The organism is Oleisolibacter albus (assembly GCF_003336875.1).
GTDB lineage: Bacteria > Pseudomonadota > Alphaproteobacteria > Azospirillales > Azospirillaceae > Niveispirillum > Niveispirillum album.
This window is the reverse complement of the sequence record NZ_QGNJ01000002.1, coordinates 254,291-268,278: the sequence shown is the minus strand read 5'-3', so window position 1 is coordinate 268,278 and position 13,988 is coordinate 254,291. Positions and strand designations below refer to the sequence as shown.

The window sequence follows — 13,988 nt, the reverse complement described above, 5'->3', positions numbered from 1 at the left end:
GTCTGACCCGCCCCGGCTCTCCTGCACCGACAGGAGCCGGGGCGGGCGTTTCAGTTCACCCGCTCGTGGTCATCGATGTCGCGGGCCAGCACCTCGCGCTTGCCCACATGGTTGGCCTTGCTGACCACCCCTTCCTTCTCCATGCGCTCGATCAGGCGGGCGGCGGAGTTGTAGCCGATGCGCAAATGGCGCTGGATGAAGCTGGTGGAGGCCTTGCGCTCCTTGGTGACGATGGAAACGGCCTGGTCGTACAGATCGTCGCCGCTGCCCGCACCGCCGCCCCCGCCGGACCCGCCCTCGGCCTCGGCCGGGTCGAACTCCTCTTCCTCCTCGGTCACCGCGTCCACATACAGCGGCTCGCCCTGGGACTTCAGGAACTTCACCACATGCTCCACCTCCTCGTCGCGGACGAAGGGGCCGTGGACGCGGGTGATGCGGCCGCCGCCGGCCATGTACAGCATGTCGCCCTGGCCCAGCAGCTGTTCCGCCCCCTGCTCGCCCAGGATGGTGCGGCTGTCGATCTTGCTGGTGACCTGGAAGCTGATGCGGGTGGGGAAATTGGCCTTGATGGTGCCGGTGATGACGTCCACCGACGGGCGCTGCGTGGCCATGATCAGATGGATGCCGGCGGCGCGGGCCATCTGGGCCAGACGCTGGATGGCGGCCTCGATGTCCTTGCCGGCCACCAGCATCAGATCCGCCATCTCGTCGACGATGACCACGATATAGGGCAACTCGGTCAGGTCGATGGGCTGCTCCTCGAAGATCGGCTTGCCCGTGTCCGGGTCGAAGCCGGTCTGCACCCGGCGGGTCAGCACCTCGCCGGTTTCCCGCGCCTCCTTCAGCCGGGCATTGAAGCCGTCGATGTTGCGCACACCCAGCTTCGACATGGCGCGGTAGCGGTCCTCCATCTCCCGCACCGCCCATTTCAGCGCCACCACCGCCTTCTTCGGGTCGGTGACGACGGGCGCCAGCAGATGCGGGATGCCCTCATAGATCGACAGTTCCAGCATCTTGGGATCGACCATGATGAAGCGGCACTTGTCCGGCGGCAGCCGGTACAGGAGCGACAGGATCATGGTGTTGATGGCCACCGACTTGCCCGAGCCGGTGGTGCCGGCCACCAGCAGGTGCGGCATGCGGGCCAGATCGGCGATGACCGGACCGCCGCCGATATCCTTGCCCAGCACCAGCGCCAGCTTGGCCTGGCTGCGGGCATAGGCGTCGGCCTGCAGCAGTTCGCGCAGATACACGGTTTCGCGCTTCTGGTTCGGCAGTTCGATGCCGATGACATTGCGGCCCGGCACTACGGCCACGCGCACGCTGATGGCGCTCATCGAGCGGGCGATGTCGTCGGCCAGACCGATGACGCGGCTGGATTTTGTGCCGGGAGCCGGCTCCAGCTCGTACAGCGTGACCACGGGGCCGGGGCTGACCTTCACGATCTCGCCGCGGACGCCGAAATCCTCGAGCACGCCTTCCAGCAGGCTGGCATTGCGCTGCAGCGCCTCCTCGTCCATGGCCGGACCGGCGCCATGGGGCGTGGGTTGCAGGATGTCCAGCGGCGGCAGCTCATAGGTGCCGTCCTCGCGCGCCTCCAGCGGCAGCACGGGATGCCGGGCCTTCTCCGCCGTCTTGCCGCGGGGCGGTTCCGGCGCCTTGGGCCGCGGCACCACCACGGCAGCCGTCCTGGACCGCCGCTCGCCACCGTCGAAGGGCGGCTCCTCCGCCGCCATTCCGTCGCCCGTCTCCCGGACGGCGGCGGGGCCACGGTCGAAGCGCGGCGGGTCGTAACGCGACAGCCCCGGCTCCACCCGGCCGGCGGAGGCCACGACGGGCGCCCCGGTCCGCCGCCGCGCCAGCAGCGCGGCCAGGGGGCTGCCGATGGCAGTGGGAACCAGCCGCAGCCGCTCCAGCCCCGGCCCGACGGCTCCGGCGGACGGGTGCGCCGCATCCGGCGCCGCATCCGGCGCCTCTGCCCGCCGCGGACGCTGCCCCAGGGACTTCAGCCCGGCCAGGACTCCCCGGGGCGACACGGCCAGAGCAGCCAGCAGCAGCAGCAGTGCTGGAACCGCCAGCACCAGGGCCAGCAGCGGCTCCGCCCCGGCACCCAGCGGACCGGACAGGAGATCGGCCAGCGGAAACAGCAGGATGCGCCCGGCGCTGCCGCCCAGCAGGGCGGGACCGGACAGGCCGGCCAGCACCATGGCCATCAGCAGCACCGCCAGCAGGGCCGCCAGGACACGCAGGGTCCAGCGCCGCACCGGACGGTGGCGGGCGATGGAGATCCCCCAGCCCGCGATGATGGCCGGCATCAGCCAGGCCGCCAGATCCAGGGTCTGCAGCAGCAGGTCGGACAGATAGGCGCCGGGCAGGCCCAGCCAGTTCTGCACCGCCGCATGCTCCGACGCCGCCGTGTTCAGGGAGGGGTCGCCATCGCTGTTGCTGACCAGGGCGGCCACCAGCAGCACCGCCAGCAGCAGCACGGCCAGTCCGCCCAGCTCGATCAGGCGCTGCCGCAGGAACCGGGCGGTTCCCTCCGGCAGCAGCCGCCCCTTGCCGGAGGGCGGGCGCGGTGCGCTCCCCCGCGGGGCGGGTCGGTTGGACATGGCGGCACGGGTCGTCATGGACACATTCCCAGGACTGCGTATCGGATCAGCACTCAACGGACCGGCTCCGGGTGCCGGCCGGCATCATGCCAGCAGACGGGCCATCCGCTCCAGCGTGCGGGCGACCGTTTCCGTGTCATGCACCAGGGCCACGCGGATGAACGCCTGGCCGCGGTTGCGGCCGTCGGCATCCGGCCGCGTCAGATAGGCGCCCGGCAGCACCCGGATGGCCGCCTCGCGCCAGAGCACGCGGGCGGCCTGCTCCCCGTCGCCCACATCCAGCCAGAGGAAGAATCCCCCCGCCGGGCGGTAGAAGCCGAAGCGCCCCGCCAGCACGGCTTCGGCCGCATCGGTCTTGGCGCGGTAGAGACGGCGATTCTCCTCCACATGCGCCTCGTCCCGCCACAGGGCAGCGGCCGCCGCCAGCGCCGGCAGCGGATTGCCGGCCAAGGCATAGTTGCGCAGGCGGGAAAAGGCCTGGATCAAATTGGGGTCGCCGGCGATGAAGCCGCTGCGCAGCCCGGCGGCGCTGGACCGTTTCGACAGGGAATGGAAGACCAGCAGATTGGCCAGCGGGTCCGGGCCGCCCAGGCCCCTGGCCGCCTCCAAGGCACCGGCCGGCGGCGCCTTGTCCCAGATCTCGGCATAGCATTCGTCCACCGCCAGCACGAAGCCGTGCCGGCGGGCCAGGGTCAGGGCCTGCTTGAGATACTCCAGGCTGGCCACGGCGCCCTGCGGATTGGCCGGGGTGCAGAGATAGAACAGCGCCGTGCGCGCCCAGGTCTCCTCCGTCACCGCCGCCAGATCGGGCAGCCAGCCCGTCTCCCGTGTCGCCGCCAGATAGACCGGCTCGGCCCCGGCCATGACGGTGGCGCCCTGATAGACGGCATAGAAGGGGTTGGGGATCAGCACCACCGGCTGCCGCCCGGCCTTGCGCTCGGGCACGGCCAGCTGGGCCAGCAGATACAGCGCCTCACGCGTGCCCGACGCGGGCAGGATCATGCGGTCCGCCTCGATGAACCCCTCGGGCAGGGCATAGCGGCGGGTCAGCCAGGCCGCCACGGCGGCGCGGAAGTCGGGCGTGCCGGCCACCGGCGGGTACTTGCCCCAGAGATGGGCATTGTCCCGCAGCGCCTGTTCCAGCAGGGCCGGCGGCGCATGCTGCGGCTCGCCCACGCTGAGCAGCACCGGTTGCTGGTTGGCGCGCGGCGTCACATCGGCCAGCAGAGCCGCCAGCCGGGGAAAGGGATAGTCGGTCAGCGCGTCGAGCCGGCCGTTCAGGGCCGGAACAGCGCGCTGGACAGCCGCTTCCGTCATCTCAGATCCAAACCCCATGTGCCGCGCCGGCAGGACAGTACGAAACGAAAACAAGTGTAGCGGCGGCGGCAGCGGGGCACAAGCACCGGCCCTCTGCGCAAAGAGCCAGTGGAATCCACAGCTTGTGGACAGGACCTGAGAAAAACGTTGAAAACACGCGCAAGCCCTTGATCCGAATCGGGAATTTCCCGGCGAACGAATCATGAAGGGCCGTTCGCCGCCCGTTCCGGCGGGGTTCCAAAGGCGTTGCTTCCCTCCCAGGGACCAAGCCCGGGGGCCAAGCCCAGGTCGTCCCCGCGGGGGGCGCCATCGGACCCGACGGACAAACGGGTCGGATGCGCCCCCGCGGGGTGACACGAGCGACGGCGGAGACCAGGTCCGGGCCGCTCGCTAGGCGGGACCGGCCACACAGGCCGGCCGATGCCGGTCCGGCCCCCGGGACCAGATCCCCGGACGCCGGCTCCCTTGGCGACGCGTCAGAGCGCGTCGGCGTTCTGCTCGCCGGTGCGGATGCGCACGGCCTGGACCACATCCAGCACGAAGATCTTGCCGTCACCGATGCGGCCGGTGTTGGCAGCCTTCTGGATGGCCTCGACCACGCCGTCGACCTGCTCGTCGGCGACCGCGACCTCCACCTTCACCTTGGGCAGGAAGCTGACGGAATATTCGGCGCCGCGGTAGATTTCGGTCTGCCCCTTCTGCCGGCCGAATCCCTTGACCTCCGACACGGTCAGCCCCTGGATACCGAGCGCGGTCAAGGCTTCGCGCACCTCGTCCAGCTTGAACGGCTTGATGATGGCCATGACGAGCTTCATCGCGCTCTCTCCCTGTTGATCGATCCGGCCCCTGTGCCGCCCGGACGGACCGGGACGGCGGCTGCGCCGGATGGACTTACAAGAACCGTGCCGACCCGCGGGAGACCAGCCTTTCCGCCCTGAAACCCGTGAACCGGCCGGGCCGCAACCGTGCAGCGGCTCAACCATGGGCAGTGCCTGCCTTTTTTTTAGGCAGAGATTGACTGCACTTGCGCTGGACAAGCGGGATCAGCCGTCTAACTTTCCCGCCATGAGCCGCGATCCCCACACCCCCGCCCCGCCGGCCGTCACCATGAGTGACGCCGATGTCGCTGCCGATGTCGCTGCCGATGTCGCTATTGTCGGCGGCGGGCTGGCCGGGCTGACCCTGGCCTGCGCCCTGGGCGGCGCCGGCGTGTCCACCGTCGTCATCGACCGCGACCCGCCCGGCGCCCAGCTGGCCGGCAGCTTCGACGGCCGCACCACCGCCATCGCCTACGGCTCGGCCAAGGTGCTGGAGGGGGCGGGCATCTGGGCCGCGGTGGAGCCGGAGGCCGGGCCGATCCTGGACATCCGCGTCACCGACCAGCACGACCCGCTGTTCCTGCATTACGACCACCGCGAGGTGGGCGACCGTCCGTTCGGCTGGATCGTGGAGAACCGGGTGCTGCGCCAGGCGCTGTTCCAGCGGCTGGCGGCGCTGCCCACCGTGACGCATCTGGCCCCGGTGGCCGTCACCGGGCTGATGCGCGGCGCCGATTCCGCCCGCCTGACCCTGGCCGACGGCCGCACGGTGGCGGCACGGCTGGTGGTGGGCGCCGACGGCAAGAAGAGCCTGTGCCGGGAGAATGCCGGCATCCGCCTGGACGGCTGGAGCTATGGCCAGCACGCCATCATCACCAACATCGAGCATGAGTTCAGCCATGGCGGTGTCGCCGTGGAACTGTTCCTGCCCAGCGGCCCCTTCGCCATGCTGCCGCTGACCGGCAACCGCACCAGCATCGTCTGGTCGGAGCGGGCCGAGATGGCGGGCTGGTACCTGGCCCTGCCGGAGGAGCGTTTCACCGCCGAGCTGCGGACCCGTGTCGGTGACTGGCTGGGCCAGATCCGGCCCATCGGTCCCCGTGCGGCCTATCCGCTGGGGCTGATGCACGCCGAGCGCTATATCGACCGGCGGCTGGCCCTGGTGTCGGAGGCCAGCCACGCCATGCACCCCATCGCCGGGCAGGGCCTGAATGTGGGCATCCGTGACATCGCCGCCCTGGCCGAGGTGGTGGTCGACGCGCTGCGGCTGGGGCTGGACCCCGGTGCGGCCGACGTGCTGGAGCGCTATCAGCGCTGGCGCCGGTTCGACACCGTGTCGCTGCTGGCCACCACCGACCTGCTGACCCGGCTGTTCAGCAACAACATCCCGCCCCTGGCCGCCGCCCGGCGGCTGGGCATGGCCGCCATCAACGGCCTGCCGCCGCTGCGGCCGATGAAGCGGCTGCTCATGCGCCATGCCATGGGCATCGTCGGGACCCTGCCACGACTCGTGCGCGGCGAGCCGCTGTAGCCCCCGTCCGCCGCCGCTGCTCCACCCCGACATCTCCGCCTGCGATACGGCATAGGCCGCCCCGGCCCGGCCGGCCGCAGCCCCGACGCGCGGACCGGGGCGGACGGCAGCCGGCAAGGGTGCTGCTGCCCGGGCCGTTCACGTCCCCGGATATGATCCTTCGGACATCTATCCAGCCGGCCGGAACAGAGGGACCGTCGGCACCGGCCGCGCTTTCGGGCTACGGCCATCCGACGGACAACTTTTCTGGTGAGACCATGAAGATCGCGCGTTTGGCGATGACCGCCTCCATCGCAGTGGCCTGCGGGTTCGGCTTCGCCGCTGCCGCGGCCGAGCCCGCCCACACCCATTGGGGGTATGAAGGGGCCGCGGGCCCGGCGGACTGGGGCCATCTGTCCCCCGACTTCGCCGCCTGCGAGGGCGGCAAGGCCCAGTCCCCGGTGGACATCGCCAAGACCATCCCGGCCAAGCTGGGGCCTGTGGCCGTCAGCTACCAGGGCGGCGCCGTGGAGGTGGTGAACAACGGCCACACCATCCAGGCCAATCCCAAGGCCACCTCGTCCATCGAGGTCGAAGGCAAGCGCTACGACCTGCTGCAGTTCCACTTCCATCACCCCAGCGAGCATGCCGTCAACGGCAAGCGCGCGCCGATGGAGCTGCACCTGGTCCACAAGAACCAGGAAACCGGCGACCTGGTGGTGCTGGGCGTGATGATCGTTCCGGGTGCCGCCAATCCGGCCCTGGACGCCGTCTGGACGGTCATGCCGGACAAGGAGGGCACGGCCAAGTCGCCCGCCACCGTCGATCCGGCACAGCTGCTGCCGGCCGGCCGCGACTATTTCCGCTATGAGGGCTCGCTGACCACCCCGCCCTGCTCCGAAGTGGTGCATTGGGTGACCTTCAAGCAGCCGATCACGGCCTCGGACGCCCAGATCAACCGCTTCGCCGCCCTGTTCAAGGACAATGCCCGGCCGCTGCAGCCGCTGAACCGGCGCTTCGTGCTGGAGTCCGAAGGCAAGTAAGGCGCTCCGGACAAGACCCGGAGGGCGACCCCAAATACAGGAAGGCGGCGCCGGCGGACCCCGTCCCCGGCGCCGCTGTCTTTCCCGCCTTCCCCCGGCGGGCGGAAGCGTCGATACTGCCGATCCCGTTGCGGATGGAACGATCAATGCCCGCCCCGCCCCCCAACCGTCCCGCTCCGCCGGCCCCCCGGCCTGCCGCCGTCGACCTGTCCGGCGAGGGCGTGCATGAGCGTCCGGACCTGTCCTATGGCGCCTATCTCGGCCTGGACACGCTGCTGGACAGCCAGCACCCCCGCTCCGGCGAACATGACGAGCTGCTGTTCATCGTCATCCATCAGGCGTCCGAGCTGTGGATGAAGCTCTGCCTGCACGAGCTGCGGGCGGCGCGGGAGCAGGTGCGCCGCGACGAGCTGGGGCCGGCCTTCAAGATGATCGCCCGCGTGGCCCGCATCCAGGCCCAGCTGATCCAGAGCTGGGAGGTGCTGTCCACCATGACCCCGGCGGATTACAGCCGCATCCGCCCCCATCTCGGCCAGTCCAGCGGCTTCCAGTCCTGGCAGTACCGGCTGCTGGAATTCACCCTGGGCAACAAGAATGCCGGCATGATCCCGGTCCATCGCGGCGACCCGGCCGCCCATGCCGCCCTGGAACAGGCCCTGGCCGAGCCATCGCTCTATGATGAGGCACTGCGCCTGCTGCACCGGCGCGGCTTTGCCCTGCCGGAAACCGTGCTGGAGCGCGACTGGACGCTTCCCTACCGGGCGGACAAGGGCGTGGAGGCAGCGTGGCTGGCGGTCTATCAGGACACGCGCCGCCACTGGGACCTGTATGAGCTGGCGGAGAAGCTGGTGGATCTGGAATACCGCTTCCAGCACTGGCGCTTCAGCCACATGAAGACGGTGGAGCGCATCATCGGCTACAAGCCCGGCACCGGCGGCACCGGCGGCGTCTCCTATCTGGTCAAGGCGCTGGACCTGTCCTTCTTCCCCGAACTGCTGAGCCTGCGCACCGCGCTCTAGCCCGCTGCCCTCACGGTCTGCGGGGCGCGGAGAGCGGCTGGCGGGGGACGGTCGCGGACCCGATGCAGGGCCGCCATGCCGTCCGGGTTCCGCACGCACCGTTGCCGCCGCGGCGGCCGCGGGCCACACTGGCCGCCTCCGCAATGGCTCCGGAGCGTCCGCCGCATGTCCACGCTTCCCCTGGTCGGCATTCCCGCCGATGCCCGTGAGATCGGACCGCACCCCTTCCATGTGGTGGGGGACAAATATATCCGCGCCGTCAGCCACGGGGCGCGCTGCCTGCCGCTGCTGATCCCCGCCCTGGGCGACTGGTACGATGCGGATGAAGTGCTGGACCGGGTGGACGGGCTGTTCTTCACCGGCAGCCCCAGCAATCTGCACCCCAGCCATTACGGCCTGCCCGACAGTATGGTGACGCCGCCGCTGGACCCGCACCGCGATGCCACCACCCTGCCGCTGCTGAAGGCGGCGCTGCGGCGCAAGGTGCCGCTGCTGGCGGTCTGCCGCGGCTTCCAGGAACTGAACGTGGCTCTGGGCGGCACCCTGTTCCCCAAGGTGCAGGCGGTGCCGGGCCGCCTGGACCACCGGGAGCCCGACGACGCCCCGCTGGAGGTGCAGTACGGCCCCGCGCACAGCGTGGCGCTGACGCCGGGCGGGCGCTGGACGGCCATGACCGGCCGCACCGAACTGAAGGTCAACAGCCTGCATCAGCAGGGCATCGACCGGCTGGCACCGGGCCTGGCGGTGGAGGCCGTAGCCCCCGACGGCCAGATCGAGGCGGTGCGGGTGGAGGACCACCCCTTCGCCCTGGCCACCCAATGGCATCCCGAATGGCGGTTCTGGGACGATCCGGCCAGCAGCGCCCTGCTGGAGGCGTTCGGTGCGGCCGTGCGCGCCCATGCAGCGGCCCGGCGTCTGGCCGAGGTGGCGGAATAGCCCCGCTTCGGCTTGGCCCGGTTCGGGCCGGATGCCGTTTCGGCTGAAACAACCATGCCGGGCGAACAATAGGCTGAGGCTAACCGATCTGCGGCGGAATGTCTCGGTCGTCGCACCACGCATACGCGCTTCGCAGCGCTGCGAAGGCGCCAATTCCCCTACCTTCCTCCCGTCGAGCCGCGTCCAGCGGGTCTGGGCGCGAAAGAACCCTGTTCGACAAGAAAAGTTCGGGAGGAACGATGTACCGCGACCGGATCCGGTTGAAGAGCCTGTGGGGCCGTGTGGTCAGCCCGGAAGAGGCGGCCTTGCTGATCAAGGACGGCATGACCGTGGGCATGAGCGGCTTCACCCGGGCCGGCGATGCCAAGGCTGTGCCGGTGGCCCTGGCCGAACGGGCCGCCACGGACCCGCTGAAGATCACGCTGATGACCGGTGCCTCGCTGGGCGGCGATGTGGATGCCGTGCTTGCCGAAAGCGGCGTTCTGGCCCGCCGCCTGCCCTTCCAGGCCGATCCCAAGCTGCGCGCCGCCATCAATCGGGGCGAGGTCCTGTTCGTGGACCAGCACCTGTCGGAGACGGTGGAGCTTCTGCGCTCCCGCCAGATGGGGCCGATCGACGTGGCCGTGGTCGAGGCCGTGGCCATCACCGAGGAGGGCGGCATCGTCCCCACCACCAGCGTCGGCAACACCGCCACCTTCGCCATCCTGGCCGAGAAGGTCATCGTCGAGATCAATCTGGCCCAGCCGGCGGAGCTGGAAGGGCTGCACGACATCTACATCCCCACCCGCCGGCCCTTCCGCGAGCCGATCCCCATCGTGCGGCCGGACAGCCGCATCGGCCTGGGCGCCATCCCGGTGGACCCGGCCAAGATCGCCGCCATCGTCATCACCGAGAAGAACGACAGCGCCGCCGCCAACCAGCCGGGCGACGCCGACACCCTGGCCATCGCCGGCCACCTCACCGAGTTCCTGGGCCATGAGGTGGCGCGCGGCCGGCTGGGCCGCCAGCTGGGGCCGCTGCAGGCCGGCATCGGCACCATCGCCAACGCCGTGCTGCAGGGGCTGGCCGATGGCCCCTTCTCCGGACTGACCATGTACAGCGAGGTATTGCAGGACAGCACCTTCGACCTGTTCGAGGCGGGCAAGCTGGCCTTCGCCTCCGGCTCCAGCCTGACGCTGTCCGCGGCCCGCCAGCGGGCGGTTCTGGCCGATCTCGACCATTACAAGACCAAGCTGGTGCTGCGCCCGCAGGAGATCAGCAACCATCCCGAGATCATCCGGCGCCTGGGCATCATCGGCATCAACACGGCGCTGGAGTGCGACATCTACGGCAATGTCAACTCCACCCATGTCAACGGCACCCACATGATGAACGGCATCGGCGGATCGGGTGATTTCGCCCGCAACGCCTATATGTCGATCTTCGTCACCAAGTCCCTGGCCAAGGGCGGCGCCATCAGCAGCGTCGTGCCCATGGTCACCCATGTGGACCATTGCGAGCATGATGTGGACGTGCTGGTCACGGAATGCGGTCTGGCCGATCTGCGCGGTCTGGCGCCACGGGAACGCGCCGGTCTCATCATCGACAACTGCATGCACCCGCGCTATCGCGCCCTGGCCCGCGACTATTTCGCCGCCGCCCTGAAGCGCGGCGGCCAGACCCCGCATGTGCTGGAGGAGGCCTTCTCCTGGCATCTGCGCCTGCGCGACAGCGGCAGCATGCTGCCGGCCTGACGATGGGCTGACCCCTGCTGGTGGAAGGGGCGCCCATCGTTGCGGCGCCCCTTTTTGCTGCGCTGCGATCTGCGTCCGTCGCCTTGGTGCCGCAGGCGGCGCGACCTTATGGCGCCCTCTTGTTTGTGCGCTGCAGTGGCATGATTGGCCCCAGTCGGCCCCGGTCCGTCTCCCGTGCCGGGGCGACAGGCCGGGTGGTCCGGATCTTCCAGTCTGGTGCGCCGGGGCGGTGGTGTCCGCCGCCGGGCCAACGCCAAGCGGGACCCCAATGCCCATCGTCCGCCACTTGCTGTTCGTGAGCCGTTGCGCCGCCGCTGCGGCCCTGTCCTATCTGCTGACCCAATGGGTTGGGCTGCCGCATCCCGTGTGGGCCGTGATGTCCGGGCTGATTGTCTCGCAGGAGCGGCTGAACGATACGCGCCGGGCCACGCTGACCCGGTTCGGGGGAACCCTGGCCGGCGTGGCCGTGGCCGTCCTGACCGGTCTGGTGCTGCTGCCGCTGCACCTCGACCTGACCGCGCAGATGGCCATCGCCGTTGCCATCTGCGCCGCGCTGTCGCGCATTCTGCCCTGCCTGCGCGTCAGCCTGTGGACGGTGCCGGCTGTTTTCCTGACCGCCATCCCGCCCCTGTCCATCTGGGAGGCCGGACTCGACCGCGGCGTGGAGGTCATTCTCGGCGGACTGGTCGGGGCCGCGCTCCATCAACTGGCCGAGCTGGCGGCCGGCATCGCGCCTGACCACTCTTGCGCCCAGGACGGTCCACAAGAATAGCGCGGCACCCGGCTCTCAGCCGCATTGCCCTCAGGGACACCCCGGACGGCCCTGTCCCCCGCCCGCCGACCGCCTTTGCCGAGCCAGGCGCCGGCAGCCGATCAATCCCTGCACCGGCAGGACGATCAGCAGCACATCCCAGACGAGTCCGCTGGCATTGTCCGCCGGCAGCCGGACGATCAGATCGAGATACGCCATGATCAGAATCAGCCAGGCCGCTGTCATGGTCCGCCGCCACAAAGACCACAGCCCGAGCCCCAGGCTGCCGATCACGAGACCCGCCAGGCAGAACAAAATAAGCGAAAGATAAAACTGGTTATCAACGACAATCTTATCCGAAAAAACCATCGAAATAACATCAAACAATATTTCCGAGTACCGGAGCGAAACGATAAAAGCAGCCAACGCACTGGCCATAGACCAATATATACCGGCATCTTTTTTGGGTATTTTTACAAAGATCTTTTCAGGACGGCGGAACCGGATATCGCTGAACCCCGTCATTTTCTTTCCCCGCCAAGAGCGTGCGAAGGAAAAATGCAAGTGAAGTCACCACGGTGTCAATGATCTGCCCCAGCTCCCGTCAGCAAAAGCCGACGGCGCCCGCCTGCAGGCCACCCTGCGCCCGGCCTGGCTGGGGCATCCAGGATCGGACGCACCAGCTTCGATTGCGGCCCTGGTCACAGCGGAAGCCGCCGGGGCCGGAGATCTTAGTCGCGGTGCTCCAGCCGCAGCCGGCCATCGGCGCCCTGCCGGGCGACCAGGGCGCTGTAGCCCGGGATGGTGGGATGCGGGGTGGCCAGGGGCTGGTGGTGCAGCGCGGTGACCACCACCACACCGCCCCCGGCCGCCTCGGCGGCGGCGATGCCGGCGGGGGCATCCTCGAACACCAGGCAGTCCGCCGGATCCTGCCCCAGCCGGCGGGCCGCCAGCTGGAACCCGTCGGGTGCCGGCTTGCCACGGGCCACATCCTCGGCAGTGACGACGACCGCCGGCAGCGGCAGGCCGGCGGCGCCCAGGCGGCTTTCGGCCAGGGCGCGGGGCGCGGAGGTGACGACGGCCCAGCGGTCCGACGGCAGGCTGGCCAGGAAGGCGGCCGCTCCCTCGATGGGGACGATCCCGTCCACATCCTCGATCTCGGCCCGGGTGACGGCGGCGGCTTCCGCCTCCACATCGATGCCGGGCAGGTTCTGACGGCGGACGGTGTCGATGGCGCGGACACCATGGATGGTGGGCAGGAATCGGGCGACATCCACCCCATGCCGGCGGGCCCAGGCCGACCAGACCCGTTCGGTGGCGGCGATGGAACTGATGACCGTGCCATCCATGTCGAAGAGAAAGGCGCCGAAGCTCCGCTCCGGACTGAAGAAATTCGCCATGAGGTCGTCCATGCCTTGCCGTGGTTGAAGGGGGAACGTCAGAAACGCGGTTGTGGCGCCGTCGGGCAAGCCGGCCGATGGCCGCAGTCCCGCCGGCCGCGCGCTACGCGCGGGAGATCAGTCCAGCCCGGCCGCGGCCAGCAGGTCCCGCACGAAGGCCGGGACCACCTGCGTCGCCGGACCGTAGCGCCCTTCGGCGAACAGGTGCGCACCCTGGGACCGTTCCAGGTTCAGCTCCACGGAATGGGCGCCATGGCCGCTGGCCTCCGCCACGAAGCCGGCGGCGGGATAGACATTGCCCGAGGTGCCGATGGACAGGAACAGGTCGCAGTCCGCCAGCGCCGCGTAGATGCGCTCCATTTCCAGCGGCATTTCCCCGAACCAGACCACATGCGGGCGCAGCGTGCCCTGGCGCAGACAGTGGGGGCAGGCCATGCCGGTGGACAGATCACCGGTCCAGGGCAGCAGGTCGCCGCAGGCGGTGCAGCGGGCCTTCAGCAGCTCTCCATGCATGGGCACCAGCTTCCGTGAGCCGGCGCGGTCGTGCAGATCGTCGATGTTCTGGGTCACCAGCAGGAAATTGCCGGGCCAGCGCGCCTCCAGCGCGGCCAGGGCCTGATGCGCGGCATTGGGTGTCACCGTCTCCAGCGCCGCGCGGCGGGCATTGTAGAAGGCATGGACACGCTCGGGATCGCGGGCATAGCCCTCGGGCGTGGCCACATCCTCCAGCCGCACCCGCGCCCAGACCCCATCCGCGTCGCGGAAGGTGTCCAGACCGGATTCCCGGCTGATACCCGCCCCGGTCAGCACCACGATGCTGTCGCTGCGCCTGATCTTCACCTGCATTCCAGC

12 protein-coding genes are annotated in these 13,988 nt (G+C 69.7%); 6 read left to right on the top strand and 6 right to left on the bottom strand.

Annotated features, from left to right (window positions below; all coding sequences use genetic code 11):
- Nucleotides 1–50: 50 nt before the first annotated feature.
- The 3 genes from DK368_RS04255 to DK368_RS04245 form a co-directional block, all read right to left on the bottom strand.
- Nucleotides 51–2,627, bottom strand: a complete 2,577-nt coding sequence (locus tag DK368_RS04255) for an FtsK/SpoIIIE family DNA translocase (RefSeq protein ID WP_114392315.1) — start codon at nucleotides 2,625–2,627, stop codon at nucleotides 51–53.
- Between the two features lie 66 nt (nucleotides 2,628–2,693).
- Nucleotides 2,694–3,926 carry an aminotransferase class I/II-fold pyridoxal phosphate-dependent enzyme gene (locus DK368_RS04250; protein WP_114392314.1) on the bottom strand — a complete coding sequence of 411 codons (1,233 nt, stop codon included), beginning with the start codon at nucleotides 3,924–3,926 and terminating at the stop codon, nucleotides 2,694–2,696.
- A gap of 476 nt (nucleotides 3,927–4,402) precedes the next feature.
- The gene (locus DK368_RS04245; RefSeq protein WP_114392313.1) at nucleotides 4,403–4,741 is read right to left on the bottom strand and encodes a P-II family nitrogen regulator; all 339 of its coding nucleotides are present in this window, start codon (nucleotides 4,739–4,741) and stop codon (nucleotides 4,403–4,405) included.
- A 292-nt stretch (nucleotides 4,742–5,033) separates the two neighbouring features.
- On the opposite strand from DK368_RS04245, the gene DK368_RS04240 reads away from it, so the two are divergent.
- From DK368_RS04240 to DK368_RS04215, 6 genes are all read left to right on the top strand, one after another.
- Nucleotides 5,034–6,275 carry a UbiH/UbiF/VisC/COQ6 family ubiquinone biosynthesis hydroxylase gene (locus tag DK368_RS04240; RefSeq protein ID WP_114392599.1) on the top strand — a complete coding sequence of 414 codons (1,242 nt, stop codon included), beginning with the start codon at nucleotides 5,034–5,036 and terminating at the stop codon, nucleotides 6,273–6,275.
- Nucleotides 6,276–6,532: 257 nt separating this feature from the next.
- A complete protein-coding gene (locus DK368_RS04235; protein ID WP_114392312.1) occupies nucleotides 6,533–7,297 on the top strand; it encodes a carbonic anhydrase in 765 nt (254 codons plus the stop codon).
- A gap of 146 nt (nucleotides 7,298–7,443) precedes the next feature.
- Complete coding sequence (gene kynA / locus DK368_RS04230; RefSeq protein WP_240002329.1) at nucleotides 7,444–8,316, top strand: tryptophan 2,3-dioxygenase; 873 nt, start codon at nucleotides 7,444–7,446, stop codon at nucleotides 8,314–8,316.
- Nucleotides 8,317–8,481: 165 nt separating this feature from the next.
- On the top strand, nucleotides 8,482–9,252 hold the full coding sequence (locus DK368_RS04225; protein ID WP_114392310.1) for a gamma-glutamyl-gamma-aminobutyrate hydrolase family protein: 771 nt from the start codon (nucleotides 8,482–8,484) through the stop codon (nucleotides 9,250–9,252).
- Between the two features lie 239 nt (nucleotides 9,253–9,491).
- A complete protein-coding gene (locus tag DK368_RS04220; protein ID WP_114392309.1) occupies nucleotides 9,492–10,985 on the top strand; it encodes a succinate CoA transferase in 1,494 nt (497 codons plus the stop codon).
- Nucleotides 10,986–11,253: 268 nt separating this feature from the next.
- Nucleotides 11,254–11,757 carry an FUSC family protein gene (locus DK368_RS04215; protein WP_114392308.1) on the top strand — a complete coding sequence of 168 codons (504 nt, stop codon included), beginning with the start codon at nucleotides 11,254–11,256 and terminating at the stop codon, nucleotides 11,755–11,757.
- 30 nt (nucleotides 11,758–11,787) lie between these two features.
- Here DK368_RS04215 and DK368_RS04210 read toward each other — a convergent pair whose 3' ends face one another.
- The 3 genes from DK368_RS04210 to cobB all read right to left on the bottom strand — a co-directional run bounded on the left by DK368_RS04210 (nucleotide 11,788) and on the right by cobB (nucleotide 13,982).
- Nucleotides 11,788–12,261 carry a hypothetical protein gene (locus DK368_RS04210; protein WP_155524464.1) on the bottom strand — a complete coding sequence of 158 codons (474 nt, stop codon included), beginning with the start codon at nucleotides 12,259–12,261 and terminating at the stop codon, nucleotides 11,788–11,790.
- A 206-nt stretch (nucleotides 12,262–12,467) separates the two neighbouring features.
- Nucleotides 12,468–13,136: an HAD-IA family hydrolase gene (locus DK368_RS04205; RefSeq protein WP_114392306.1), complete on the bottom strand. Its 669-nt coding sequence runs from the start codon at nucleotides 13,134–13,136 to the stop codon at nucleotides 12,468–12,470.
- A gap of 117 nt (nucleotides 13,137–13,253) precedes the next feature.
- Nucleotides 13,254–13,982 carry a Sir2 family NAD+-dependent deacetylase gene (cobB, locus tag DK368_RS04200; RefSeq protein WP_114392597.1) on the bottom strand — a complete coding sequence of 243 codons (729 nt, stop codon included), beginning with the start codon at nucleotides 13,980–13,982 and terminating at the stop codon, nucleotides 13,254–13,256.
- Nucleotides 13,983–13,988 lie beyond the last annotated feature (6 nt).

What these genes read in the sequence shown, in the direction of transcription:
- DK368_RS04210 (WP_155524464.1), bottom strand. Translation starts at nt 12,261, where the DNA reads ATGACGGGGTTCAGCGATATCCGGTTCCGCCGTCCTGAAAAGATCTTT.
- DK368_RS04255 (WP_114392315.1), bottom strand. Translation starts at nt 2,627, where the DNA reads ATGACGACCCGTGCCGCCATGTCCAACCGACCCGCCCCGCGGGGGAGC.
- DK368_RS04245 (WP_114392313.1), bottom strand. Translation starts at nt 4,741, where the DNA reads ATGAAGCTCGTCATGGCCATCATCAAGCCGTTCAAGCTGGACGAGGTG.
- DK368_RS04205 (WP_114392306.1), bottom strand. Translation starts at nt 13,136, where the DNA reads ATGGCGAATTTCTTCAGTCCGGAGCGGAGCTTCGGCGCCTTTCTCTTC.
- DK368_RS04220 (WP_114392309.1), top strand. Translation starts at nt 9,492, where the DNA reads ATGTACCGCGACCGGATCCGGTTGAAGAGCCTGTGGGGCCGTGTGGTC.
- cobB (WP_114392597.1), bottom strand. Translation starts at nt 13,982, where the DNA reads ATGCAGGTGAAGATCAGGCGCAGCGACAGCATCGTGGTGCTGACCGGG.
- DK368_RS04215 (WP_114392308.1), top strand. Translation starts at nt 11,254, where the DNA reads ATGCCCATCGTCCGCCACTTGCTGTTCGTGAGCCGTTGCGCCGCCGCT.
- DK368_RS04225 (WP_114392310.1), top strand. Translation starts at nt 8,482, where the DNA reads ATGTCCACGCTTCCCCTGGTCGGCATTCCCGCCGATGCCCGTGAGATC.
- DK368_RS04235 (WP_114392312.1), top strand. Translation starts at nt 6,533, where the DNA reads ATGAAGATCGCGCGTTTGGCGATGACCGCCTCCATCGCAGTGGCCTGC.
- DK368_RS04240 (WP_114392599.1), top strand. Translation starts at nt 5,034, where the DNA reads ATGAGTGACGCCGATGTCGCTGCCGATGTCGCTGCCGATGTCGCTATT.
- DK368_RS04250 (WP_114392314.1), bottom strand. Translation starts at nt 3,926, where the DNA reads ATGACGGAAGCGGCTGTCCAGCGCGCTGTTCCGGCCCTGAACGGCCGG.
- kynA (WP_240002329.1), top strand. Translation starts at nt 7,444, where the DNA reads ATGCCCGCCCCGCCCCCCAACCGTCCCGCTCCGCCGGCCCCCCGGCCT.